The sequence below is a fragment of the Ruegeria sp. S84 genome, assembly GCF_056583445.1.
The window spans coordinates 2,996,039-3,020,102 of the sequence record NZ_CM152618.1 but is presented as its reverse complement, the minus strand read 5'-3'; the positions used below and the strand labels follow the sequence as shown (position 1 = coordinate 3,020,102).

Genomic DNA, 24,064 nt, shown 5'->3' with positions numbered 1-24,064 from the left:
TTCAGCCTAGGGGGAAACCTTGTGATTTTTCCCTTTTGGGAATTCCGCCGACAAGGCTAGTCTCTCGTGCATCGGTAAAAAGTTCCGTGACAATGGATTAAGGAGATTGGGACATGGGCAAACGCGACGAATTGATCGCCAAATACGCTGAAGATCTAAAAGGCAAATGCGGGATGGACCCCGATATGAACCTGCTGACCAAGGTCACCATCGGTTGCGGTCCGGCGATCTATGACGCGGATGCGTCGACAGTGGCGGCCAGCCAGGAAGGCGAGCTTGAGACGGTCAAGAACAACTTCCTCATCAAAAAGCTGGGCCTGTCGGATGGTCCCGAACTGATGGAAGGGATCAACAAGGCCATGGAGACCTATGGCATGTCCGAGCGTAACAAGTACCGCGCTGTCGTCTATTACATGCTGACCAAGCATTTCGGCAAAGAATCGGTCTATAGCTGATCCAGCCAAGAACCATTTCAGCACCCGTCGGTCTTACCGGCGGGTGTTTTGTATTTGATTGAAACTCTAAATACTTGGCGTTTGAAGCGCGGTTCTGAAATCGGCTAAGGTCAGGTCATGACCAGGACGGTCAGAACCAATAGATTTCCGTATGCGTGTGGTGAGCTTGGGAGCACGCGGGGTAGGGAAGGTTCTGAAGTCGTCAGGGCCTTCCCTTTTCATTCAATCCGCCTCTGTCTCGCCCAAAGCGCAGATCAACTGCCATTCTGTATCGCTGACCGGCTGCACTGAAAGGCGTGAATTCTTGACCAGAACCATTTCACCCAAACGCTCATCCGCCTTGATCTGATCCAGTTTGACCGGAATTGTGAAAGACCGGACGGCTTTGATATCCACGCATTCCCAACGCTCATCATCGGTTGTGCTGTCGGGATGGGCCTCGGCACAGACTTCGACAATGCCGACAATCTCCTTGTCCTTTTGCGAGTGGTAGAAAAAACCCCGGTCACCAATCTGCATCTGACGCATGAAATTGCGGGCTTGGTAGTTGCGCACCCCATCCCATTCCTCGCCTGCATCCCCCTTGCCGACCTGCTGATCCCAGCTCCAGGTCGAGGGTTCGGATTTGAACAGCCAATACGCCATCAGCCGATGACCTTTTTCCACGGGATCAATTCAACCGAGTCGAACAGGCCGGCCAGCGCGTAGGGGTCATTTGCGGCCCAGGCCTCAGCGGCGGCCAGATTCTCGACATCCAGAATGACCAGCGATCCGATCATCGCATCGCCTTCCAGTAACGGCCCGGCCTGCGCCACCACCCCAGTGTCATCGATATAGGCCAAATGGGCCGCGCGGTTGTCCAGCCGGGTTTGCAGGGCACCAGCTTTATCCCGGGCGATCAGGGCGATGAGCATATTATTCCTCCTTAAGTGGGCGACCCAGCAGGGCCTGAATCGCGTCGGTGACACTGTAGGCACCGCTGCTGAGTTTCGCCACCGTTGCGCTGATGGGCATGTCTAACCCTTCGCTCGCTGCGATTTCGGACATGGCCTGCGCAGTGGCGACACCTTCGACGGTTGTCGTGGTGTCAAATGGCTTGTTTAGACCCAAACAAAGGCCAAAACGATAGTTTCGCGACAATTCGGATGAGCAGGTCAGCACCAGATCACCCAGCCCCGATAGCCCCATCAGCGTATCGGGGCGTGCCCCGCGCTGGGCGGCAAAGCGCTGCATCTCAGAAAATCCGCGGGTGATCAACGCAGCGCGGGCGCTATCGCCAAGCCCTGCACCAATGGCCGCGCCGCAACCAATAGCCATCACATTCTTTAGCGCTCCACCTAGCTCTGCTCCGACGGTATCGGCGGTACGATAAAGACGCAGATTGACAGTTGTCAGCTCTTGCTGAAGCGCTTCACCCAGTTCGGCATCATCACAAGCCAGCGTCAACGCCGTAGGCAAACCGCGCGCGATATCATCGGCAAAGCTGGGGCCAGTCAACAAGGCCGGAAGTGCGTCCGGAACGGTTTGACGGATGACTGCAACGGGACCCAGCCCCGTGGACAGTTCAATCCCCTTGCAGCAAGCCACCAAAACCTTGCCACCCAGTTCGCCGGTATATTGCGTCAACGCATCGCGCAGCTTTTGCATTGGGACGGCCAGTAACAACACATCGGATTGCGCCGCTTGTTCAAATTCAGCTGTCACTGAAACACTGACGGGCAGTGTAACGCCCGGCAATCGTCGCGGGTTCTCGCGCCCGTGCTGCATCTGCGCTGCTTGCTCGGCATCTCGTGACCAGAGAGTTACAGGCCCATTGCCCGCCAAAGATATCGCCAGAGCGGTTCCAAATGCGCCAGAACCAAGGACGGTCACGCTCATGCCTTGGCCCCTTTTTTGCCGCTACCCAGCATTGCAGGGCTGGTTTGATCCAAGGGCCAGCGGGGCCGCGCCGTCAGGTCCAACCCATCTCGTGTACCGGTGCGGAATCGTTCCATACCCGCATAGGCGATCATTGCGGCATTATCAGTGCACAAAGCCAGCGGAGGGGCAGTAAATCGGGCGCCCATTTCCGCGGAAACAGTCTCTAATCCTGAGCGAATAGCGGAATTTGCTGCGACACCTCCGGCAACGGCAATAACCGGTTCTGACGGTGATGTCTCAAGATACTGGGCAATCGCGCGGCGGGTTTTCTCAGCCAAGGTATCAACAATAGCCTGCTGAAAACCGGCACACAGATCAGCGCGATCTTGTCGGGTCAGCCCCCTTTTTCGGCTACGACCTTATCCCGCATCCGCATCAGCGCGGTCTTGAGTCCCGAAAAAGACAGGTCACATCCGGGGCGATCCAGAAGGGGCCGGGGAAAGCGGAAACGTTTGGCATCACCCGCGCGCGCCTCAGCCTCGACCGAGGGGCCACCGGGCTGGGGTAAGCCCAACAGACGGGCGGTCTTGTCGAATGCTTCACCGGGGGCATCGTCGATCGTCCCCCCAAGGCGGGTAAACTGTTCCGGTCCATGAGCGATCAGATATTGGCAGTGACCACCCGAGACCAGCAGCATCAGGTAGGGAAAAGCAATCTCGTCGGTCAGTCTTGGTGTCAGCGCGTGCCCGGCCAAATGGTTCACCCCGATTAGCGGCAACCCGGTTGCTGCGCTTAGGCCCTTTGCGCACATCACGCCGGATATTACGCCGCCAATTAAGCCGGGACCGGCGGTGACAGCGATAGCGTCCAGATCATCTAAGCCAATTTCGGCCTGTGTTAGAGCCTGTTTGATGCAAATATCCAGCTTTTCCGCATGCGCACGCGCTGCGATCTCAGGCACAACGCCACCATAGGCGCTGTGCAACTCAGTCTGGCCATGCACCACGGATGACAGGATCTCGGCCCCTTTGCCTGTGCCCTGCCGCACAACGGCGGCTGCGGTATCGTCGCAGCTGCTTTCCAGTCCAAGGACGGTAAGTGTTTGCACCATAGGCCTGATCCGTTGCATCATGATTGCCAAGCGGGGTATCACCCCGCGCGGATGCAAACAATCCCAAGGCCGAAGGCGCCGACCGTTGTATTTGTTGATGACCCGCCCTCGCGCCGCCTCGGACAGGTTCGTTGCGCAACTGCCGGACCACATTCGGCCGCAAGTCGCGGTTATCCATTCACCCTTGTTAGAAATCGAACCGCTGGGTGTCATGGTTGAGTCCGATGATTCTGCTGGACTGATCTTTTCCTCGGCAAATGGCGTGAACGCCGCCGCCCTATTGAATGTGGAACGCAGCCTGCCCGCCTATTGCGTTGGTCCGGTGACCACGCAGGCAGCGCAGGCAGCAGGGTGGGAAGCGCAGATGCTGGGTGCGACGGCCGAAGGGCTGGTGGCCAATCTGCTGAAACTCAAGCCAAACAGCCCGCTGCTGCATCTGCGCGGAGAACACAGCCGTGGCAACGTGGCCGCGCGTTTGACTGAATCCGGGCTGACCACCCGAGAACAGCCGATTTATCGACAGCAACTTCTGCCGCTGAGTGATGACGCTTCCCACGCCGCCGAGGGTGATCAGCCCATCATCGCCCCGCTATTTTCACCCCGCACAGCGCGACAATTTGCCGATGTCTGGGCCGGATCTGCGCCTCTGTGGCTGGCCGCGATCAGCGAAGCCACGGCGGAACCCCTTAAAACACTGAGTTTCGAGCGGCTGAAGATCGCGGATGAACCGACCCCGGACAAAATGCAGAAAGCCGTGAAAAAACTCGTGAAACACGTGATGCGGGTTGAGAGCGCGCCGGGTGCAGATTAACTTGGGTTAGTCTGTTGTTCATGTGTTTTGGGAATCGATAAGGGGATTAACGCGGTGGCTGATAAGAAGAAACCCGATCAGGAACCGGTCGAAGACCCCAGCGTCGAAGAGGTGGTAGAAGCCGCCGAGACCGAAAGTGATGCAGTCTCGGATGAGAAATCCGTTGACGCGGATAACGCTGCGGACGAATTGACTTCCGAAGCCGAAGCCGAAGCCGAAGCCGAAGCCGAAGCCGAAGCCGAAGCCGAAGCCGAAGCCGAAGCCGAAGCCGAAGCCGAAGCCGAAGCCGAAGCCGAAGCCGAAGCCGAAGCCGAAGCCCTGAACAGGGCCGAGCCGACCGAAGAAAAGCTGATCGAACGCACAGTCGAAAAACGCGGTGGGTTTGTTCCGGCTTTGTTGGGCGGGGTTATTGCTGCAGGCCTCGGATTTGCTGTAGGCAACAGCGGGTTATTGTCTCAAGGAGCAGATAGCTCGGACGCAATTTCCGCGCTCGAGTCGAAGCTGGCGGAACAATCCGATCAGATTGCCCAACTGACAAAAACTCTTGCTGAAGGCCCCGATGTCTCGGGCTTGTCAGATCAGATCAAGGCGTTGTCGGATAAGCTTGCTCCGGTCGAAAGCGATCTGACTGCCGTGAAGAGCAGTGTTGATGGCCTGACCGGTAAGGTCGACCCGCTTGAGGAACGCCTGACCGCGCTTGAGAAGCAGCCGCTTGAAGCAAATGTCTCGCCCGAGGCCACAGCCGCGTTCGAGGCAGAATTGAAGAAACTACAGGACTCTCTGGCCGCTCAGCGTAGCGAAGTGGAAAAGATGGTCTCAGACGCGCAGGCTTTAGAGGCTAAGGCTTCGGCCGAGGCGCGCGCGGCGACCAACGCTGCCATCCTGTCGCGTTTGCATGGTCAATTGGATGCCGGTCAACCCTATGAAGATTTGGTCTCTGAACTGAAAGCCGGTGGTGTCGATGTACCCGATGCCTTGGCTGCATCTTCGAAGGACGGAGTTGAGACCCTTTCGGCGCTGCGCAGCTCATTTGCCCCCGCAGCCCGCGCCGCACTGGCGGATGCCCGTGATGCCGATAAAGGCACCGGCTTGGTTGCTTTCTTGCAGCGCCAGACAGGCGCGCGGTCGGTGACCCCGCAAGAGGGCGACGATCCGGACGCGGTCTTGTCGCGTGCTCAGGCAGCGTTGGCAGATGGTGATGTCTCAAAGGCGCTGACCGAATTGAAATCCCTGCCCGAAGCGGCACAAACCGCATTGGCGGATTGGGCGCAGGCGGCGCAGACGCGGGTCTCAGCCGTCGAGGCCGCAAACACGCTTGCTTCAAGCCTGAACTCGAACTGAAGGACCTGCCATGCTGTGGTCATTGTTAAAGATCCTTGTTTTTGTTGCGATTATCGGCCTGCTGGCCATGGGTGCCGGGTTCTTGATGGAATCATCCGGCGGCGTGCAGATCACCGTCGCAGGCACCGAATACACACTGGGCCCGCTGCAATCAGTGATCGCGCTGGGCGTGCTGGTGTTTGCGGTCTGGTTGTTCTTCAAGCTGCTTACGCTGCTGATCGCCACGCTGAAATTCCTAAACGGTGATGAAACCGCCCTTTCACGTTATTTCGATCGCAGTCGGGAAAAGCGAGGATATCAGGCGCTGGCGGACGGGTTGATGGCGCTGGCCTCGGGTGAGGGGCGCGTGGCAATGACCAAGGCCCATAAGGCCGAGAAGCTGCTGAACAATCCGGAACTGACCAATTTGCTGGTGGCGCAGGCAGCCGAGATGACCGGCGATACCAAGAAAGCGTCCGAGACTTACAAGAAGCTGGTCACCAACAACGCCACGCGATTTGTCGGTGTGCGCGGGATCATGAAGCAAAAGCTGGCCGAAGGCGATGATGAAACCGCGCGCAAGCTGGCCGAGAAGGCTCTGGCCCTCAAACCCCGGCATGAAGAAACGCAGGATGTGCTGTTGAACCTGCAGACCAAAGCGCAGGATTGGGCCGGTGCGCGGTCCACGTTGACCTCGAAGCTGAAGGCCGGGTATTTGCCGCGCGACGTGTTCAAACGGCGAGACGCAGTCCTGGCTTTGTCCGAGGCCAAAGTGCTGCTGGACGACACGGCGACGGTCGAACAGCAGGAACATGCGATTGAGGCAAACCGCCTTTCACCCGATCTTGTCCCGGCAGCCGCCATGGCCGCGCGCGCCTATATCGAAAAGGGCAAACCGCGTGCAGCCACCAAGATTCTGAAAAAGGCGTGGGAAGTACAACCTCACCCCGATCTGGCCCATGCCTTTGCCGAGATTGTGCCAGACGAAACACCTGAACAGCGGATCAAGCGGTTCACCGCTTTGACCCGCATTCATTCAGAGAATATGGAAACACGCCTGATTTTGGCCGAGCTGAACATCGTAGCCGAAGACTTCCCCGAAGCGCGACGCGCGCTGGGTGATGTTGTCGAAAAGCAGGGGGATGCACGGGCCTACACGCTGATGGCTGCGATTGAACGGGGCGAGGGCGCCTCGGACGCGGTGGTTCAGGGTTGGCTGGCCAAGGCGTTGAACGCACCGCGCGGACCGCAATGGGTCTGCACCAATTGCCACGACATTCAGCCTGAATGGGGACCGGTGTGCCAGAACTGCGGCAGCTTCGATACGCTCAGCTGGCAGACGCCTCAGACGCCCGAGATTGCTAGTGCGACGGGTGTGCACATGCTGCCTCTGATCGTTGGCGCGCTTGAGGATCAATCAGAGGCTGAAGAGGCAGAGGAACCTGAAGAAAGTGCTGAAGAGTCGCTTGAAGAGCCGGTCAAAGAGGACATGATCGAGGGAAAGGCCGAGCCGGTCACGGAGGAAGTCGCGCGACAAACCTAACGCGCGGTCTCGGCGTTGAAAGCGTCGTTCCGTAGCTTAAACAGCCCGGCCCACCGATTTTGATCAAGGGCGACCCAAGCCATTATGTGCTATCGGCTGTCGTCGGCGACACCGGCACGCAAGACGACTAAACCGATCCCGGCGGGTTTTGCACGTCCAGATAACGTTCGGCCGGAATCCTCACGAGACCTTTGATCCCCAAGGCAGTACGATCCGCGTCATTCAACTGCGCAATTGCCCGTTCAACCGCTGTAAAAATCGCTTGCTGATCGTTACCCTCCGCAGTGATCAATGGCAGGCTAGGGGTCGGGTCCGTCCACTCTAACACCCGCAGAGATGCGGCAAACTCTTCATACTCAGCCATCAATCGCCAAGAAACCGCATCAAGGGCGGCGATATCGGCGTGACTTTCCGCAACGGCATGCGCCGACTTCAGGTGACCTTCGGTTTGCACACGGTGCTTGAACCAGAAGCCATGCGGCTCAAGATGCCAATAAGGCGCGGCGTAGCCAGATTGCGAAAATGTCTGGTTGTAAGCGAACACCGCTTCCCGAAACGCCATCAGATTTGTGCGTGGATCATCGGCGCGCACGACCAGAGCACTGCGGTAATAGCCGGGCGGACACCCGTCGAGACCATAGTCTGGCGTGCCAACCAACGCGACCTTATCGTGTAGCCATGTCCGGTACGGCATGCCGCAAGTCTGGCTCAGCACCAGTTCCGGGTGCTGCCAGACCGAAAATTCCTCGGCGTCCTGCGACAGATGCTCAGGGCTCTCGATCCCGGCGCGTTTCAGATTGTCACGGATGAGGTTCCAGTATCGCAGATGTGCCTTATCAAGCTGGGGGCGGGCGTACATCATCAGGCTTGCGATCATTGCATCTGCCCGAACAGTTCATACAGCTCTATCGTGGTTTTCACCCCGACCTTCTGCTGGATGCGCCCGCGATGAATTTCTACCGTGCGGGGGCTGATACCCAAGGCAGTTGCGATCTCTTTGCTCGACGTGCGCGCGGGGTGGGTCAGAATATGTTGCAGGACCTGCTCCTCGCGGTCGGTCAAAAGTCTGCGCTTATCCGCAAGCATCTGACGTCGCGATTTCTCGGCGCGCAGACGGTCGCCTATTTCAAACGCGGCCTGTATCCGTTCGATCAGCACCTGCAGATCAAAGGGTTTTTCCAGAAAATCAATTGCACCCGCCTTGGTGGCCCGCACGGATTCCGGAATGCCGCCATGACCCGAGATGAAAATGACCGGTATGGTCGACTCGCGCCGGTTCAGATGTTCCTGCAATTCCAGCCCGTCCATGCCGGGCATGCCATAGTCCAGGATCAGGCAACCTTTTGCGTCCTCATGCACCTGATTCAGAAATGTCTGCGCATCGGCAAAATGCTCGACCCTTAGTCCGCGTTTGCTGAGCGAGCGAGATAAGGCGACGCGCACATCTTCATCGTCATCGACGATATAAACGACCAGCGGCTCAAAGGTCATGCGTGATCCTCCTTGGGCTGATCGCGGCGCTGCAGGGTGAAACAGAAGCGCGCCCCGGACGTCTCAGTAGGCTCGTACCAAATGGCTCCGTCATTGGCTTTGACGATGGTCCGACAAATGGACAGGCCCAGCCCCATCCCGTCGGTCTTCTGGGTGTCAAACGAGTTGAACAAGGTGACACCATCGCTAATCCCGGGCCCGTTATCCTCAACCCGCACCTCGACCAGTTCATCGCTGGTCTTTGTAGTGATGGTGATTTTACCCTTGCCATCCGGATCCAGGGCCAAGGCGTCGATCGCGTTGCGCAACAGGTTAACCAGAACCTGAGCGATCTGCGTCCGGTTTCCGATGACAAGAGGAAGGTCGGTTTCTTCATAAAGCAGCTTGATCTCGTGTAACTTCGCCTCGGCGTCCATCAGGCTGACGGTTTGCCGGATCAACCCGTTCAGTTCAAACGGAGTCTGACGTCCGCGATCCTTGCGCACCACATCACGCAGGGCGCGGATGATGTCGCCCGCACGGCGCGACTGGCGGTCGATATCCGAAAGGATTTCTATCACCTCAGGATCGGGATCGCCGATTTCATCCAGCGTGATCTTTGCGGCGTCAACATTATAGGAAATCGCGCTTAGCGGTTGGTTCAGCTCATGCGCCAGCCCCGAGGCCATCTCGCCCATCAGGTTGACCCGTGCCACATGGGACAGATCGCGGCTGAGGCGGCTTACTTCATCCTCGGCCTGCTTCCGATCGCTGACATTGTCGATAATGGCAACCGCATGATCAGGAGTCCCGCTTTCATCGCGGATCAGAATGGCATTGACCCGCAACCAGATGGGGGATCCGTCTTTTCGAATAAACTGGTTCTCGGCGATGAACTCGGAATCCTGCAGAAGGGTTTCGCGAAACTTGACCGCGATCTGCTGTTCGTCTTCCGGCAGGATGTCGGCCAGCGTCATCCTCTCCAATTCATCCGGCTGATATCCCATGATATCGCACAGCTGTTCGTTGGTCCGCAGAAAACGCCCCGTTTCGGGCGAGATCTGCGCCATCCCGCGCGAGGCCAGATCGAAGGTGCGGCCATAGGCGGTTTCGAACCGTTGCCGTTGTCGAACTTCCTGTGTCAGAGCCGCGCCGGTATCTTCCAGCTCGCGATAGGGGCTGTGCAGGCCTTCTTCGGTGGTGATCTCTCCGCTGCGCAATTGCTGGCTCTGGCTGGCAAAGGTGCGCACAGGGGCATAGATCCGGTCGGCCATGGCCAAACCAATTGCGCCCGTCAGAATGGCAATGGCAAGCGCGATCCAGACGCCTTGCGTCCGGTTCTTCTTGATCTCGCCAATAAAGTTGTCCTCGGCCGCATAAAGCCCGATCAACCAACGCAGCCCCGGCTCGGACACCTCGATCAGCATCGCCACATAGTCCTGACCGTTCAGCTGGAAATCGGTATGAACCGGTCCTTCCGTGTCGCTCAGACCGGTTTGCACGACATCTCCGAACGCCTTTTGCGCGATGGGGTCTGCGATTTGGTCCACACGCGTCAGCTCGGGCGCTTCCATATGTGCTTCCTGCCGGATCAGCACCAGCGTTGGATGCGCCAGCACCGCGCCATTTTCGTTCAGAACCAGCGCGGCACCGCGTCGTTCCGACCAGATGTCCAGCAGGAATCCCGACAGGGCGTCGATCTGGATATCGACCCCCAAAATGGCACGGATAGCTCCGGTATCGTCCAATATGGGGACACTATAAGTGATTCCCGGCTGGCGCGTGGTGAAGAAGATATAAGGCTCTGTCCAGATCGGTGCTTTGGCTTCGGTCACCATTCTGAACCAAGGCCGGGTGCGCGCTTCATAGGTGTCAGTCTGGGTAGTGGCCGTTTCCAGCAATGTGAACTGATCGTTGCGCCATTGGAAATCGGCGGGATGTTCCGCGGTGCCCTGCAGGAATGGCGGAACGAACTTGGTGCGATAACGTCCGGGCTCTTCCGCGCGCATGACGTAGACAAACCTGCCTGTCGCATCGGCCAGATACATCCCTGCGAGTTGAGGCGCGACCTGTAGCTGCTGAAAAAAATGGCTTTCCAATACGCCAGGATCGCTGATATCCAGTACGTCATTTTCAGCAAGTCGCCGAGTTGCATCCAAGGCCTGCCGGGCGGGGTTCAGAAAACTTTTGACTTGGCCGATGACATTGACACTGACTTCGTTCAGCGATGTTCGGGATTGCCGCAACAGCGCGTTCTCCGAGCTGACAAAGGTCGACAGGATCACCGAAAGGATGGCGATGAACTGCAGCCCACCCAAACACAGCGCAAGCGTGGCGCGCAGCGATCTTCGCCTGCGGGCTGGCTCAGTGTGGTCCTGGCGTATTTCTTGTTGCCCTGCGTAGTTCAATTCTTGTCCAAACGACCTTCTGCACGGGTCGGTATCACAGTCACAGAATGTGATCAGTTACCCTCTTTCCCCTATATCTGAATCCAAGCCTATACGTAATCTACCGTATAGACACCTGCTGTTTGGTTTCGCTTTCCTCTTTATCATCGGGGGGCCTGATTCCAGTGCGATTTTTTCTGTTGTGTTCTGAAAGGTTTCAGGCACCCCACAGATCAAAAAAGACTGACAACAGGAGTGTCAAAGTGTTCAAGAAAACCTCAATCACCGCATTTGCCGCGGCGGCCCTGATGGCACCAGCGGCATATGCTGAAGAATTTATCACGATCGGAACTGGCGGCGTTACGGGTGTCTATTACCCGACGGGTGGCGCGATCTGCCGTCTGGTCAACAAGGGCCGGAAAGAGCACGGGGTCCGGTGTTCGGTGGAGTCGACTGGGGGTCGGTTTACAACATCAACACCATTCGCGAAGGCGAGCTTGAGTTTGGGGTGGCACAGTCGGACTGGCAGTACCACGCATTCAACGGCAGCTCGAAATTCGAAGAAGCCGGCCCGTTTGAGAACCTGCGTGCCGTGTTCTCGGTACACCCAGAGCCGTTCACGGTTGTGGCGCGTGCCGACGCGGGTATCTCGAATTTCGAAGACCTGAAGGGCAAGCGCGTCAATATCGGCAATCCCGGTTCCGGTCAGCGTGGCACCATGGAAGTGCTGCTGGGCGAAATGGGTTGGACCACCGACGATTTCGAACTGGCGACCGAGCTGAAGGCGGCTGAACAGTCCGCTGCCCTGTGCGACAACCAGATCGATGCGATGGTTTACACCGTTGGTCACCCATCGGGTTCGATCCAGGAAGCAACCACCGCCTGTGACTCGGTTCTGGTGAACGTCAGCGGCGACGCGGTTGACAAGCTGGTTGGTGACAACTCCTTCTACCGTACCGCAACCATCCCAGGTGGCATGTATCGTGGTTCGGATGGTGACACCTCGACATTTGGTGTTGGTGCAACCTTCGTGACTTCGGCTGACGTGTCGGAAGACGCGGTTTATGCGGTTGTCAGCTCGGTCTTCGAGAACTTCGATGACTTCAAAAAGCTGCACCCGGCATTTGCCAACCTGAAACCAGAAGAGATGATTGCGGACGGCCTGTCGGCACCGCTGCATCCGGGTGCTGAGAAGTACTACAAAGAAAAAGGCTGGATTCAGTAACCAGACCTGACACGGGGCGCCTTTCGGGGCGCCCCGATTCATATCCGGGCTAAACCGGAGACAAGACGGCCGTAAAAACCAAGGCCGAAGGACAGGGAGATACCAACATGAGTTCCGACACACAGGGCAATCGCCCTCTTTCCGAAGAAGAGCTTCAGGAACTGGTTGCCTCATCAGATGCAGGCGCGCGTGATCCGGCGGGAAATGTCGGGCTGTTTCTGGCGATCGTTGCGGTTTTGTGGTCGGTGTTCCAGGTCGTTCTGGCCTCTCCCCTATCGAATTATCTGCTGCCGGGCAGTGTAGTGAACAACTCACGCCAGATTCATCTGGCCTTTGCGATGTTCCTGGCCTTTTCGGCCTATCCGGCACTGAAATCCAGCCCGCGGAACTACATCCCGATTCAGGATTGGATCATGGGGATCGTGGGCGCATTTCTGGCGCTTTATGGTTATTTCTTCTATCAAAAGATCGTCGATGCCGGGGGGCTGGCAGACGATACGGACAAGTGGTTTGCCCTTGTTGGCCTGCTGCTGTTGTTCGAGGCCGCGCGTCGCGCGCTTGGCCCGGCAATGGCGATCATCGCCACGATCTTTCTGGCCTACGTCTTCTTTGGTTCCTCCGAGTGGGTGCCCGAGGTGATCCGCTGGAAAGGTGCCAGCCTGCAAAAGGCGATGAGCCATATGTGGATCACGTCCGAAGGTGTCTTTGGCATCGCGCTGGGCGTGTCGACCAAGTTCGTCTTCCTGTTCGTGCTGTTCGGCGCGCTTTTGGATAAGGCGGGCGCGGGCAACTACTTTATCAAGATGGCCTTTGGCGCGCTGGGGCACCTGCGCGGTGGCCCGGCCAAAGCGGCTGTTGTTGGTTCTGCGGCGACCGGCCTGATCTCGGGCTCGTCCATTGCGAACGTTGTCACGACCGGCACCTTCACTATCCCACTGATGAAGCGTGTGGGCTTTTCCAGCGAACAAGCGGGCTCGGTCGAGGTTGCCTCATCCGTTAACGGCCAGATCATGCCACCGGTGATGGGCGCTGCTGCCTTCCTGATGGTGGAATATGTAGGCATCTCATATGTTGAGGTGATCACCCACGCCTTCCTGCCCGCTGCGATTTCTTACATCGCGCTCGTCTACATCGTACACCTTGAAGCGGTGAAGCGGAACATGCCGACGCTGGGCGACCGCGTCGTTTCGATGGGGCGCACAATCGGTGGAATGGCGCTGTTCTTCGTGGGCTTTGCCGGGCTGTGCTATGGCATCCAGTACCCGATCAAAGCGATTGTCGCGCTCATGCCCGATGCGTCGGGTCTGGTCCTGTCGGCGCTGATCGTTTTGGCCTATCTGATCCTGCTATGGCTGGCTTCGGGAGTTGAGGACTTGGTGCCTGACGATCCTAATGCCAAAGAGGTTGAACTGCCGGTAATTGCCGAAATCTACAAGGCCGGTCTGCATTACCTGCTACCGATCATCGTGCTGGTCTATTTCCTGATGATCGAACAGAAATCACCGGGCCTATCAGCCTTCTGGGCGACTTCGCTGTTGTTCGTGATCCTGCTGACGCAGAAACCGCTCAAGTCGATCTTCCGGGGTGAAAGTGACACTGCGAATGCCTTCAAGGCCGGTGTCGTCGACCTGTGGAACGGGCTGATCGACGGCGCGCGCAACATGATTGGTATCGCGCTGGCCACCGCCACTGCGGGTGTGATCGTGGGCACCGTAACGCTGACCGGAGTGGGTCAGGTGATGGCTGACCTGGTCGAGTTCCTGTCGGGTGGCAACCTGATCGCCATGCTGGCGCTGGTCGGTCTTCTCAGCCTGATCCTCGGAATGGGCCTGCCGACCACGGCGAACTACATCGTCGTCAGCTCGCTGATGGCGGGTGTCGTTGTCGAACTGGGTGCGCAGGACGGCTTGATCGTGCCGCTGATCGCGGTGCATCTGTTTGTGTTCTACTTCGGCATCATGGCTGATGTGACGCCGCCAGTTGGTCTGGCGAGCTTTGCCGCCGCCGCCGTCTCGGGCGGGGATGCGATTAAGACTGGTTTCACCGCCTTCTTCTACAGCTTGCGCACCGTGGCACTGCCTTTCGTGTTCATCTTCAACACTGACCTGTTGCTAATCGATGTGGGCTGGGTACAGGGCATTCTTGTGGCCGTCTCTGCGACCATCGCGATCCTGATCTTTACCGCCGGTACCATGGGCTGGTTCCTGACCAAGAACCGCATCTATGAAAGCGTGGCGCTGATTCTGATCGCCTTTGCGCTGTTCCGTCCGGATTTCTTCATGAACCGCATCGCACCGCCCTTTGCGCAGATCGAACCGGCACAGCTGACACAGGCCGTGGGTGAGGCCGCACCCGGCAGCACCATGCGGATTGAGGTCGCAGGTCCGGACTTTGACACTGGCAATATGACCGAAACCACCGTTGTTCTGGACATTCCGGAAGGGGCCGACGGCACAGCACGCGTTGACGCTTTGGGCCTGATGACGCTGGAAGAGGATGGTCTGGTCAAGCTTGACGAGCCGATGTTCGGTACGCCGGTCGCGGATGAGCTGGATATGTTTGACTATTATGCTGACGATGCCGTTCGCATCACCAGCATTCAGGCCCCGCAAAGCCAGCCCGCGAAAGAGCTGATCTTTATCCCGGCGCTGATCCTGTTGGGTCTTGTCGCCTTCCTCCAGCGCGGCCGTGCCGCAAAACAGGGAGAACCCGCATGACCCAAGCAATTCTGTGCGCCGTGGATATCAGCAATGGCGATCTTGATGTTGCTGTCCTTGAACGCGCCGCAGCGTTGGCCGAAATGGATGGCGCGCGGCTGGATGTCGTGACCGTGACACCCGACTATGGCGAAGGTTTCGTCAGCAGTTTTTTTGAGCCCCACCACCACGAAAAGGTGATTGAAGAGGCTCATGAAAAGCTGGTGGCCCTCTGCGCCGCCACGCTGGGGGAAGAGCGCAACGCCAAGGTCCGTCATGTGGTGGCAACTGGCAGCGCCTATCAGGAGATCCTCAAAACCGCGGAAGGCGCGGGCTCGGACTTGATCGTGATCGGCGCGCATAAGCCTGACTTGAAGGATTATTTGCTCGGTCCGAATGCGGCGCGGGTCGTGAGACATTCGCACACGTCAGTATATGTTGTGCGGTAAATCGATCGGATTTAAGCTGAGAATCTGCCATTTGAAGTTTGTTACTCAGTAGCCAATCTCGCAGATCCTTACCGGGAGATTTCTATGATGAAGACATTCTTGAAAACCGGCGCCGTTCTGGCGTTGGGTGTTATCGCTTGCGCGGCCAATGCGCAGGACCCTGCGCCGGAATATGGCTATGGTTGGGAGGACAAAAACTCGGTGACCGGCACCGAGTTCATGGTCTCGGCCGCCAATCCCATTGCTGCCAAAGCCGGATATGATGTGCTGGCCGCAGGTGGCACAGCCGCAGATGCGATGATTGCCGTGCAGCTGATGCTCAATCTGGTTGAACCGCAATCATCGGGCATCGGCGGTGGTGCGTTCATGCTGTATTGGGACGCGTCGGCTAAAACTCTGACCACCTTTGATGCGCGCGAAAAGGCCCCCGCGAAAGCCACGCCTGAACGGTTCCTGTTGCCGGACGGGGAAAAGATGCCGTGGCCCGAAGCTGTTGTAGGCGGACAATCTGTTGGCGTTCCGGGCATTCTGCGCCTGATGGAAGTGACCCATAACCTCTATGGCAAGAAAGACTGGGCCTCGCTGTTCCAGCCCACCATCGATCAGGCCGAGCAGGGGTTTGAGGTTTCGCCCCGCATGGCAAACTCGATCCAAAGCACGATTGAACGTGAGCGCTCAGTCGGTGTGTTCCCGGCGGGCAAAGCGTATTTCTTCAACGAAGATGACACGCCGCTGCAGGCTGGAACCTTGCTACGGAACCCCGAGTTTGCCGAAACCCTGCGCATTCTGGCCGATCAGGGCGCAGGCGCCTTCTATAGCGGCCCCATCGCCGAAGATATCGTTGCGGCAGTGGATGCCACATCCAAGGTGGAAAACAACATCACGCTTGAAGATCTGGCCGACTACCGCGTCAAAATCCGCCCTGCCGTCTGCGCCGATTATCGCGGTTACGACGTTTGCGGAATGGGTCCGCCCACCTCGGGTGGTCTGACCGTGGGGCAGATTCTGGGGATACTCAGCAACTTCGATCTCGAAGGTACCGGCTGGAATGCCGAGATGGCGCATCTTTATGCCGAAGCCGCCAAGCTGGCCTATGCCGACCGCGCGCTTTACATGGCCGACAGCGATTTTATCGATGTGCCGGTCAAGGGCCTGCTGGACACGGATTACCTAAAGCTGCGCTCGGAGATGATCGACCCGGCTGCGGCCAGTGAAAAGCGTCAGGCAGGTGAGCCGCCGCGTGATCACACAGCCCTGTTTGCACCGTCACAAAACCCGGGTCGCCCCGGCACCAGCCATATCGTGATCCGAGATCAGTACGGCAACGCGCTGTCGATGACGACCACTATTGAGACCGCCTTTGGCAGCCGGGTTTTTGTGCGGGGTTTCCTGCTGAACAACGAACTCACCGATTTCGACCGCGCACCAAAGGATGGCGACCGTCTGGTGGCCAACCGCGTTGAGGGTGGCAAACGCCCGCGCAGCTCGATGTCACCAACCATCGTGATGAAGGATGGTGAGCCCTATCTGCTGATCGGCTCACCCGGTGGTAGCCGCATCATCAACTATGTGGCCAAAACGATCATTGCGATCCTGGATTGGGAAATGGACCCGCAGGATGCCATCGAAACCGGGCATTTTGTGCATCGCAACGGGTCTGCGATGGATCTGGAGCAGGGGACATCCGCTGCTGAATTCGCTGATGCTCTGACAGCCAAGGGGCATGAGGTCAAACAGGTCGATCTCAACAGTGGGCTTCACGCCATCCTGATCAAGGATGGCCAGCTGATCGGAGCGGCTGATCCGCGCCGCGAAGGCGTGGCACTAGGCCAATAAAGGCGAACTGCAAAAGGGCTGTTGGACAATTGTACCACGCAGCCCTTTTCTCTTGCTTTAACAGCGTACTCGTCCGATAGGGCGGTATGTTCAAAAGCCGCGCGATAACCTTTATCCTGATCACGCTGATGATTGATGCCATCGGTATCGGCATCGTGTTCCCGATCATGCCCGACCTGATGGATCGCGTTGGTGCGGGCAATACCGGGCAGGGGGCTTTTTGGGGTGGGCTGCTGATGGCCGCCTATGCCGGGGCGCTGTTCCTGTGCGGACCCATTGTCGGCAGCATTTCAGATGCGGTCGGGCGCAGGCCGATCCTGATCGCGGCACTGACCATGTTGGCGCTGGATTATGTGATCATGGCGCTGGCCGAAACGTTTTGGCTGCTTCTTCTGGGACGGACGCTCGCGGGGCTTGCGGGGGCGACCTATATCACCGCAACGGCTTACATTGCTGACATATCATCACCGACCGAGAAGGCGGCGAATTTCGGTCTGATCGGGGCGGCCTTCGGGATTGGGTTTGTGCTTGGCCCGGCCATCGGCGGCATCGCTGCCGGGATCAGCATTACTGCGCCGTTCTGGATCGCTGCGGTCTTGTCCGCCGCCAACGCCCTGTTCGGAGTCTTCGTCCTGCCCGAGAGCCTGAAACCAGAAAAACGCCGCCCCTTTGGCAAGCGTGACCTGAACCCGTTCAAATCGATCTTTGACTCCTTCCGCTTTCCGGGGCTGGCAGTGCCGCTGCTGTGCATTTTCATCTTTGAATTTGCCAACATGGTCTACCCCACCCTCTGGGCCTTCTGGATACGAGAGGTGTTTGGCTGGTCCACGCTGTATATCGGCCTGTCGCTGGCCGCATACGGCGTGCTGTTGGCCTTCGTCCAAGCCGGACTGATGCCGGTCTTCATTCGCTGGATCGGCGATTACCGAACCCTGCTGCTGGGGATGGTATCGGCATTGGTCGGAATGATCGGCTTTGGGTTTACCGTAACGGTTACGGCCCTTGTCATCTTTATTCTGCTTGCCGCGCTGTCCGACCTCGTGCCTGCCTTGATCACGGCTATGGCCTCGAACCAGGCGGACGAAGACCGGCAGGGCGTGGTGCAGGGAGTCATCGCGTCACTGTCTTCTGTCGCTGCGGTTCTGTCGCCTTTGGTGATGACCGGCATCTTTCAGGCGTCGGTCGATGGCGAAGGCACTTATCTGCCCGGCGCACCGTTCTTTTTCTCGGCGGCTCTGGTCTTGGTGATGATGCCGTTGGTGTTCCGTCTGCGCGGGCACGCATCGGTCTGAAACGAAAAACGCACCCGCAGCGGACTGCGAGTGCGTTGAATTTTCAAGGCACGAGGCGCTTACTGAATTTCACCCATGCAGAGATACTTCATCTCAAGGAAATCCTCGATCCCGTATTTCGAACCCTCACGGCCAAGACCGGATTGTTTGACACCGCCGAACGGGGCGACTTCGGTCGAGATCAGGCCAGTGTTGATGCCCACCATGCCCGATTCCAGCGCCTCGGCCACACGCCAGACGCGCGCCAAATCGCGGCTGTAGAAATACGAGGCCAGGCCGAACTCGCTGTCATTGGCCATGCTGACGACGTCGTCTTCTTCCTCGAATTTGAACAGCGGAGCGACGGGGCCGAAGGTTTCGTCCTTTGCCACAACCATGTCGCGGGTTACGCCAGTCAGAACGGTGGGTTCAAAGAATGTCCCACCCAGATCCGAGCGTTTGCCGCCCAGCGTTACAGTCGCCCCTTTGGAAACCGCGTCCGAGATATGTTCTTCAACTTTGTCGACCGCCGCCTGATTGATCAGGGGACCTGTGGTGATGCCGTCGCCAAAGCCGTCGCCGACATTCAAAGATTTTGTCTTCTCGGCCAGCTTGGCAGCAAACTCGTCATAGACGCCCGCCTGCACATAGATGCGGTTGGCACAGACGCAGGTCTGGCCATTGTTGCGGAACTTCGCGATCATCGCGCCATCCACGGCGGCATCCACGTCGGCATCGTCAAAGACGATGAATGGTGCGTTACCGCCCAGTTCCAGCGACATCTTCTTGATGGTGCCCGCCGCCTGACGCATCAGGATCTGTCCTACACGGGTCGAGCCGGTGAAGGTGATCTTGGCGACCTTGTCGTTGGTGCAAAGCTCATTACCGACGCCCGAGCTGTCTGTGCCCGGGATCACGTTGAACACGCCCGCCGGTATACCTGCACGTTCACCCAAAACCGCCATCGCCGTCGCCGACAGCGGCGTCAGCGTCGCTGGGCGCGCCACAAAGGTACAGCCCACGGCCAGCGCCGGGCCAACTTTGCGCGCGATCATTGCGTTCGGGAAATTCCAAGGCGTGATTGATCCCACTACGCCCACGGGCTGCTTCAGCACCACGATGCGCTTGTCGCGCTGGTGGCCGGGGATGACGTCGCCGTATACACGCTTGGCCTCTTCCGAGAACCACTCGATAAAGGACGCGCCATATAGGATTTCACCGCGCGCCTCGGGCCAGGGTTTTCCCATCTCGGCGGTCAGGATGGTCGCCAGATCGTCTGCGTTTTCGACCATCAGGTCGAACCATTTGCGCAGAATGGCGGCGCGTTCCTTGCCAGTCTGAGCAGCCCATTCCTTCTTCGCAGCGTAAGCTGCATCGATGGTTTGTGTTGTGCCTTCGATGCTGACATCTGTCACATTGGCGATCAGATCACCGGTTGCAGGGTTGTAGACAGGGAACGTTGCCTCACCTTCGACCCATTCACCGTTGATATAGGCGCGGGGTTCCAGAAGGCTGGGATCTTTCAGCTCCAGCTTGGTCACTTTGGTATCCAGCATGTTCAGGCTCCTTTGGCAGCGTCGATCGAGGCTTCGAGGATATCCATGGCCTCGGCGAAGATTTCGTCCTGCACCGTCAACGGCGCGAGGAAACGAATTACGTTCCCATATACGCCACATGTCAGCAGGATCAATCCACGCTTCAATGCCTCGACCCGTATGGCGTTTGCCATATCGGGATTTGGGGCGCTGCCGTCGGTCGTGTTGAACTCGGCCGCAACCATAAGGCCCGGACCACGAATATCTACGATCTCGGGCGTGCGGGAACGGATCGATTCCAGACGCTGTTTCAAGCGCGAGCCCAGCTCATTGGCGCGCGTGCACAGGTCTTCTTCCTCGATCACATCCATCACAGCATGGGCGGCGGCGATCCCCAGCGGGTTGCCGCCATAGGTTCCGCCCAAACCACCCGGGTGCGCGGCGTCCATCAGCTCGGCACGACCGGTGACGGCGGCCAGCGGCAGACCACCGGCCAGACCTTTGGCCATGGTGGTGATATCAGCAGAGACGTCATAAGCGTCCATCGCGAACAGGTTGCCAGTGCGCGCAAAGCCGGTCTGTACCTCATCGGCAATCAGAACGATGCCATGTTCGTCGCAAAGCGCGCGCAGACCACGCATCAACTCAGCCGGAGCGGGGTAGAAGCCACCTTCGCCCTGAACCGGTTCGATGATGATCGCGGCCACCCGGCCCGGATCAAGATCGGCCTTGAACAGTTTAGTCAAAGCACCCAGCGAATCTTCGGTCGAGGTGCCATGCAGATCGATCGGGAACGGGACGTGATAGGTATCGGGCATCATCGCGCCGAAGCCCGCTTTATAGGGCTGAACCTTGCCGGTCAGCGACATGCCCATGAAGGTGCGGCCGTGAAAAGCGCCGCCAAAGGCCACTACAGCCGGGCGGCCAGTGGCAGCACGCGCGATCTTGACGGCATTCTCGACCGCCTCGGCACCTGTAGTGACAAAGACGGTTTTCTTGGTGAAGTCGCCGGGCACTTTCTCGTTCAGGCGCTCGGCCAGGCGGATGTAATTCTCATAAGGCAGAACCTGATGGCAGGTATGGGTGAAGTTCGCGGCCTGTTTCTGAACAGCCTCCATCACCTTGGGGTGGCAATGCCCGGTGTTCACAACGGCGATGCCTGCGGCGAAATCGATATAGCGTTTGCCTTCGACATCCCAGACCTCGGAATTCACGGCACGGTCAACATAGACTTGCGTTTGCATCCCCACGCCCTGCGCGATCGAGGTATTCCGGCGTTCAGCAATCTGAGCGTTCAGCATCTTGCGTCCTTTCCCGTTTCCGGGCGCGGTGCCCGTATGTTTGACTGCGCGACTGTAGTATCTGCGCCTGCAAGCGAAAGCCTGTTTCTTGTGATTCATAAGCCATTGATTTACCGTCCCGGCAGGATCAAGTGTTGCGGATACTGAACATGAAGAACACCAGCCAAGAGGATTTGACCCTCGGATTGCGCCTGCGAACCTTGCGAGAGCGTGCAGGCTTATCTCAGCGGGCGCTGGCCAAGAAGTCGGATGTGCCGAACTCAACCATCTCACTGATCGAGTCGGGCAAGATGAATCCATCGGTTGGTGCGTTACGGCGTATTCTGCAAGGCATACCGATTGGCATGTCCGATTTCTTTTCCTTCGAAATCGAACCTGAGCAGACCGTGTTTTACGCCTCAGAAGAACTTACTGAGATCGGAAAGGGTGGGCTGTCTCTGCGGCAGGTAGGATCAAACCTGCATGGTCGCGCTATGATGATCTTGCAGGAAACTTACGAGTTAGGGGCTGACACCGGTCGCGTGATGTACGGGCATGAGGCGGAAGAGGGCGGTATTGTCATCTCGGGTCGGGTGGAGGTGACAGTGGGCGATAAGCGCAAGGTACTGGGACCGGGCGATGCTTATTATTTCGACAGCCGCACCCCGCACCGGTTCAGGCAGGTCGGCCCCGAAGTTTGCCGGGTCATCAGCGCCTGTACTCCGCCTACATTCTAAGCATCACGGCAGAAATTTCAGCACTATGCATCATAGTGTTGCAGTATCTCCTGGATTGATCCACAGTATGATGCATAGTGCGGGAAATTCCTGCAGATAATCCAGGGTGTCCGCCGCCCAATTCAGAGAGTACCGGAATGAAAAAGAAACCTGCCACTCTGCCACGTGGCTATCGCACCTGCACCGCATCGCTTGCCGTCGCCGACGTCGATGCCGCGCTAACTTTCTACGAAAGCGCCTTTGATGCGAAGATACAGGCCTATGATGCGGATGAGGCCCCCGGCTTTGCCTCGATCAAGATCGGCAACTCGATGCTGTTTGTCACCGCCGGATGGGGTGCGCACGGCCCCGCCGTTCCGGGCACAGTTACACCGATTGGGCATCATATGTATGTCGAAGATGTGGACACTGCCCTTGCAGCCGCGTTGGAAAGCGGTGCCAGCCTGATGGCTGAGGCGGCGGACACCTATTGGGGCGAACGCTGCGCCACGATTGCCGATCCGTTCGGTCATGTCTGGACGTTGGCGACCCGCGTCGAAAACCTGAAGCCAGCGGATATCAGTGAACGGCGCAAAGCGCTGCTGGACGCGGCGCAGATCGAGGCTGCATGAACGACGCCCCCCTTCCCACATTCACGATCCGTCAAAACGATCTGGCCATTCTCGCGGCTGAGGGTCGCATCGGCGACTATCCGGTCGCCGTTCGCACGGCGCGTGAGGTGATCAGCGGCGGCTTTGCCAACCACTCGGCGCATCCCAATACCTGGACTGTATACTTTCTGGTCGATGGCCAATGGGCGCTGGTCGAATCCACGCGCGGGCTGCGGCGGGAGTGGTCCAGCCTTGATCGGCTTGAGAAATGGCTGCGCAGTTGCGGATTCCGGTTCTTCTGGGTTCGCAACGACATCGATTTTGTGGAACCGCAGGCAGAAGATACCGCCGAGGAAGCCGCAGTATGAGGGCAGTCGCCTCGGAAAGCCATAGCCTGAGGACAGCAGGCTTGCGTGACCACACGGTTTTATGTTCCGATGAAGAACGCCGGATCAAATCGGCGGTCGCAATCGGCAAGAAAATGAGAAGAAACGAAAAATGACCCCTTTTGCGATAACCGGAATCCAGATGCATGTCGGTGCGTTGCAGTCGAATGTCGACGCGATGCTGCACCGGATCGACATTATGATGGCGCGGTTCCCTTGGACCCAGATGGCCCTGTTCAGCGAACTGGCGCCTCATGGTCCGCTCGACCGGTTTGCCCAGCCCTTTCCCAATGACGACCTGTCGCGCTTTCAGGATGCCGCTCGGCGTTATGGGATCTGGCTGATCCCCGGTTCGATGTTCGAAAAGCACGAAGATGGACGGATTTTCAACACCTCGGTGGTGATCAATCCCGAAGGTGAGATCGTCTCAAAATACTCCAAGATGTTCCCGTTCAAACCTTATGAACAGAACATCGCATCGGGTACCGAATTCTGCATCTTTGATGTGCCGGATGTGGGCCGGTTTGGCCTGTCGATCTGCTACGACATCTGGTTCCCCGAAACCACCCGCCACCTGACTAGCCAAGGGGTCGAGGTTCTGCTGCACCCGGTTCTGACCGGCACAACCGACCGCGAGGCCGAGCTGTCGATCGCCAAGGCGACCGCCGCGCAGTTCCAATGTTACGTGTTCGACGTGAACGGGCTGGCCGCCGGGGGCGTGGGCCGCTCGCTGGTCGTCGACCCATCGGCCACCGTGCTGCACCAATCCGCAGGGCAAGAGGATATTTTCCCGATTGAGATCGATCTTGATCAGGTTCGCCGCCAGCGCGAAGTTGGACTGAAAGGTCTGGGGCAGGTTCTCAAAAGCTTCCGCGACCGCGAGGCGGAGTTCCCGGTCTATGACCGTACCAGCGGGGCGGATGCCTATCTGCACACGCTAGGCCCGCTGCGCATTCCGCAGAAAGGCGACGTTGCGGGCGTCGCTGCATCCGACCCCAGAACGGCGCTGGGATATACTGAAGACGCCGCGACCAAGCCCGACAATCTGTATCTCTACAAAGGGCGCTCTGGCACAGACTGATACCGGCCCAGCTTTTCGGTA

The 24,064-nt window shown here is 58.2% G+C and carries 20 protein-coding genes and 2 pseudogenes; 13 read left to right on the top strand and 9 right to left on the bottom strand.

Annotation, left to right across the window (positions count from 1 at the left end):
* The first annotated feature begins 113 nt into the window (after window positions 1-113).
* The gene (locus AC1DFB_RS15205; protein ID WP_170566597.1) at window positions 114-455 is read left to right on the top strand and encodes a DUF2853 family protein; all 342 of its coding nucleotides are present in this window, start codon (window positions 114-116) and stop codon (window positions 453-455) included.
* Between the two features lie 222 nt (window positions 456-677).
* Here the strand turns inward: AC1DFB_RS15205 and AC1DFB_RS15200 are convergent, their stop codons facing one another.
* The 4 genes and pseudogenes from AC1DFB_RS15200 to tsaD form a co-directional block, all read right to left on the bottom strand.
* A complete protein-coding gene (locus AC1DFB_RS15200) occupies window positions 678-1,100 on the bottom strand; it encodes an EVE domain-containing protein (protein WP_170397911.1) in 423 nt (140 codons plus the stop codon).
* Window positions 1,100-1,369 (bottom strand): YciI family protein, encoded by a 270-nt coding sequence (locus AC1DFB_RS15195; RefSeq protein WP_480906606.1) that lies wholly within the window; start codon window positions 1,367-1,369, stop codon window positions 1,100-1,102. Before AC1DFB_RS15195 ends, AC1DFB_RS15200 begins: the two co-directional genes overlap by 1 nt.
* A 1-nt stretch (window position 1,370) precedes the next feature.
* Window positions 1,371-2,333, bottom strand: a complete 963-nt coding sequence (locus AC1DFB_RS15190; RefSeq protein WP_480921593.1) for an NAD(P)H-dependent glycerol-3-phosphate dehydrogenase — start codon at window positions 2,331-2,333, stop codon at window positions 1,371-1,373.
* A pseudogene (gene tsaD / locus AC1DFB_RS15185) lies at window positions 2,330-3,426 on the bottom strand (tRNA (adenosine(37)-N6)-threonylcarbamoyltransferase complex transferase subunit TsaD). Before tsaD ends, AC1DFB_RS15190 begins: the two are co-directional and overlap by 4 nt.
* Before the next feature lie 97 nt (window positions 3,427-3,523).
* Between tsaD and AC1DFB_RS15180 the strand changes: the two are divergent.
* From AC1DFB_RS15180 to AC1DFB_RS15170, 3 genes are read left to right on the top strand one after another with little or no spacing between them, the layout of a single operon-like run.
* The gene (locus AC1DFB_RS15180; RefSeq protein ID WP_480921592.1) at window positions 3,524-4,237 is read left to right on the top strand and encodes a uroporphyrinogen-III synthase; all 714 of its coding nucleotides are present in this window, start codon (window positions 3,524-3,526) and stop codon (window positions 4,235-4,237) included.
* Between the two features lie 54 nt (window positions 4,238-4,291).
* Window positions 4,292-5,578, top strand: a complete 1,287-nt coding sequence (locus tag AC1DFB_RS15175) for a COG4223 family protein (protein ID WP_480921591.1) — start codon at window positions 4,292-4,294, stop codon at window positions 5,576-5,578.
* A gap of 10 nt (window positions 5,579-5,588) precedes the next feature.
* Window positions 5,589-7,100 carry a heme biosynthesis HemY N-terminal domain-containing protein gene (locus AC1DFB_RS15170; RefSeq protein WP_170802456.1) on the top strand — a complete coding sequence of 504 codons (1,512 nt, stop codon included), beginning with the start codon at window positions 5,589-5,591 and terminating at the stop codon, window positions 7,098-7,100.
* Window positions 7,101-7,227: 127 nt separating this feature from the next.
* On the opposite strand, the gene AC1DFB_RS15165 is transcribed toward AC1DFB_RS15170, so the two are convergent.
* The 3 genes from AC1DFB_RS15165 to AC1DFB_RS15155 are packed head-to-tail and all read right to left on the bottom strand — an operon-like array spanning window position 7,228 to window position 10,978.
* The gene (locus AC1DFB_RS15165; RefSeq protein WP_480921590.1) at window positions 7,228-7,977 is read right to left on the bottom strand and encodes a phosphate/phosphite/phosphonate ABC transporter substrate-binding protein; all 750 of its coding nucleotides are present in this window, start codon (window positions 7,975-7,977) and stop codon (window positions 7,228-7,230) included.
* Window positions 7,974-8,591: a response regulator transcription factor gene (locus AC1DFB_RS15160; protein ID WP_170397932.1), complete on the bottom strand. Its 618-nt coding sequence runs from the start codon at window positions 8,589-8,591 to the stop codon at window positions 7,974-7,976. The genes AC1DFB_RS15165 and AC1DFB_RS15160 overlap by 4 nt, the downstream gene beginning before the upstream one ends.
* Complete coding sequence (locus AC1DFB_RS15155) at window positions 8,588-10,978, bottom strand: ATP-binding protein (RefSeq protein ID WP_480921589.1); 2,391 nt, start codon at window positions 10,976-10,978, stop codon at window positions 8,588-8,590. Before AC1DFB_RS15155 ends, AC1DFB_RS15160 begins: the two co-directional genes overlap by 4 nt.
* 287 nt (window positions 10,979-11,265) lie before the next feature.
* Between AC1DFB_RS15155 and AC1DFB_RS15150 the strand changes: the two are divergent.
* From AC1DFB_RS15150 to AC1DFB_RS15130, 5 genes and pseudogenes are all read left to right on the top strand, one after another.
* Window positions 11,266-12,182 (top strand): annotated as a pseudogene (locus AC1DFB_RS15150) (TAXI family TRAP transporter solute-binding subunit).
* Between the two features lie 107 nt (window positions 12,183-12,289).
* Window positions 12,290-14,899 (top strand): TRAP transporter permease, encoded by a 2,610-nt coding sequence (locus AC1DFB_RS15145; protein ID WP_170397940.1) that lies wholly within the window; start codon window positions 12,290-12,292, stop codon window positions 14,897-14,899.
* On the top strand, window positions 14,896-15,327 hold the full coding sequence (locus AC1DFB_RS15140; RefSeq protein ID WP_170397943.1) for a universal stress protein: 432 nt from the start codon (window positions 14,896-14,898) through the stop codon (window positions 15,325-15,327). The genes AC1DFB_RS15145 and AC1DFB_RS15140 overlap by 4 nt, the downstream gene beginning before the upstream one ends.
* An 84-nt stretch (window positions 15,328-15,411) precedes the next feature.
* Complete coding sequence (ggt, locus tag AC1DFB_RS15135; protein WP_480921588.1) at window positions 15,412-17,163, top strand: gamma-glutamyltransferase; 1,752 nt, start codon at window positions 15,412-15,414, stop codon at window positions 17,161-17,163.
* An 86-nt stretch (window positions 17,164-17,249) separates the two neighbouring features.
* Window positions 17,250-18,455 (top strand): MFS transporter, encoded by a 1,206-nt coding sequence (locus AC1DFB_RS15130; protein WP_170819076.1) that lies wholly within the window; start codon window positions 17,250-17,252, stop codon window positions 18,453-18,455.
* A gap of 59 nt (window positions 18,456-18,514) precedes the next feature.
* Here AC1DFB_RS15130 and AC1DFB_RS15125 read toward each other — a convergent pair whose 3' ends face one another.
* Together AC1DFB_RS15125 and AC1DFB_RS15120 are read right to left on the bottom strand one after the other, a co-directional pair.
* Window positions 18,515-19,990: an NAD-dependent succinate-semialdehyde dehydrogenase gene (locus AC1DFB_RS15125; RefSeq protein ID WP_170609187.1), complete on the bottom strand. Its 1,476-nt coding sequence runs from the start codon at window positions 19,988-19,990 to the stop codon at window positions 18,515-18,517.
* A gap of 2 nt (window positions 19,991-19,992) precedes the next feature.
* Entirely contained in the window at window positions 19,993-21,270 is a 1,278-nt protein-coding gene (locus AC1DFB_RS15120) for a 4-aminobutyrate--2-oxoglutarate transaminase (protein WP_170397954.1), read from the bottom strand.
* Between the two features lie 149 nt (window positions 21,271-21,419).
* Here AC1DFB_RS15120 and AC1DFB_RS15115 point away from each other — a divergent pair, with 149 nt between their 5' ends.
* The 4 genes from AC1DFB_RS15115 to AC1DFB_RS15100 all read left to right on the top strand — a co-directional run bounded on the left by AC1DFB_RS15115 (window position 21,420) and on the right by AC1DFB_RS15100 (window position 24,043).
* Entirely contained in the window at window positions 21,420-21,986 is a 567-nt protein-coding gene (locus AC1DFB_RS15115) for a cupin domain-containing protein (RefSeq protein WP_170425413.1), read from the top strand.
* Window positions 21,987-22,123: 137 nt separating this feature from the next.
* Complete coding sequence (locus AC1DFB_RS15110) at window positions 22,124-22,597, top strand: VOC family protein (RefSeq protein WP_170802463.1); 474 nt, start codon at window positions 22,124-22,126, stop codon at window positions 22,595-22,597.
* Complete coding sequence (locus tag AC1DFB_RS15105; RefSeq protein WP_170397963.1) at window positions 22,594-22,944, top strand: hypothetical protein; 351 nt, start codon at window positions 22,594-22,596, stop codon at window positions 22,942-22,944. Before AC1DFB_RS15110 ends, AC1DFB_RS15105 begins: the two co-directional genes overlap by 4 nt.
* Window positions 22,945-23,074: 130 nt before the next feature.
* Entirely contained in the window at window positions 23,075-24,043 is a 969-nt protein-coding gene (locus AC1DFB_RS15100) for a carbon-nitrogen hydrolase family protein (RefSeq protein ID WP_170407972.1), read from the top strand.
* Window positions 24,044-24,064 lie beyond the last annotated feature (21 nt).

Coding starts and splice junctions, on each gene's coding strand:
- AC1DFB_RS15205 (WP_170566597.1), top strand. CDS start 114: ATGGGCAAACGCGACGAATTGATCGCCAAATACGCTGAAGATCTAAAA.
- AC1DFB_RS15200 (WP_170397911.1), bottom strand. CDS start 1,100: ATGGCGTATTGGCTGTTCAAATCCGAACCCTCGACCTGGAGCTGGGAT.
- AC1DFB_RS15195 (WP_480906606.1), bottom strand. CDS start 1,369: ATGCTCATCGCCCTGATCGCCCGGGATAAAGCTGGTGCCCTGCAAACC.
- AC1DFB_RS15190 (WP_480921593.1), bottom strand. CDS start 2,333: ATGAGCGTGACCGTCCTTGGTTCTGGCGCATTTGGAACCGCTCTGGCG.
- AC1DFB_RS15180 (WP_480921592.1), top strand. CDS start 3,524: ATGACCCGCCCTCGCGCCGCCTCGGACAGGTTCGTTGCGCAACTGCCG.
- AC1DFB_RS15170 (WP_170802456.1), top strand. CDS start 5,589: ATGCTGTGGTCATTGTTAAAGATCCTTGTTTTTGTTGCGATTATCGGC.
- AC1DFB_RS15165 (WP_480921590.1), bottom strand. CDS start 7,977: ATGATCGCAAGCCTGATGATGTACGCCCGCCCCCAGCTTGATAAGGCA.
- AC1DFB_RS15160 (WP_170397932.1), bottom strand. CDS start 8,591: ATGACCTTTGAGCCGCTGGTCGTTTATATCGTCGATGACGATGAAGAT.
- AC1DFB_RS15145 (WP_170397940.1), top strand. CDS start 12,290: ATGAGTTCCGACACACAGGGCAATCGCCCTCTTTCCGAAGAAGAGCTT.
- AC1DFB_RS15140 (WP_170397943.1), top strand. CDS start 14,896: ATGACCCAAGCAATTCTGTGCGCCGTGGATATCAGCAATGGCGATCTT.
- ggt (WP_480921588.1), top strand. CDS start 15,412: ATGATGAAGACATTCTTGAAAACCGGCGCCGTTCTGGCGTTGGGTGTT.
- AC1DFB_RS15130 (WP_170819076.1), top strand. CDS start 17,250: ATGTTCAAAAGCCGCGCGATAACCTTTATCCTGATCACGCTGATGATT.
- AC1DFB_RS15125 (WP_170609187.1), bottom strand. CDS start 19,990: ATGCTGGATACCAAAGTGACCAAGCTGGAGCTGAAAGATCCCAGCCTT.
- AC1DFB_RS15120 (WP_170397954.1), bottom strand. CDS start 21,270: ATGCTGAACGCTCAGATTGCTGAACGCCGGAATACCTCGATCGCGCAG.
- AC1DFB_RS15115 (WP_170425413.1), top strand. CDS start 21,420: ATGAAGAACACCAGCCAAGAGGATTTGACCCTCGGATTGCGCCTGCGA.
- AC1DFB_RS15110 (WP_170802463.1), top strand. CDS start 22,124: ATGAAAAAGAAACCTGCCACTCTGCCACGTGGCTATCGCACCTGCACC.
- AC1DFB_RS15105 (WP_170397963.1), top strand. CDS start 22,594: ATGAACGACGCCCCCCTTCCCACATTCACGATCCGTCAAAACGATCTG.
- AC1DFB_RS15100 (WP_170407972.1), top strand. CDS start 23,075: ATGACCCCTTTTGCGATAACCGGAATCCAGATGCATGTCGGTGCGTTG.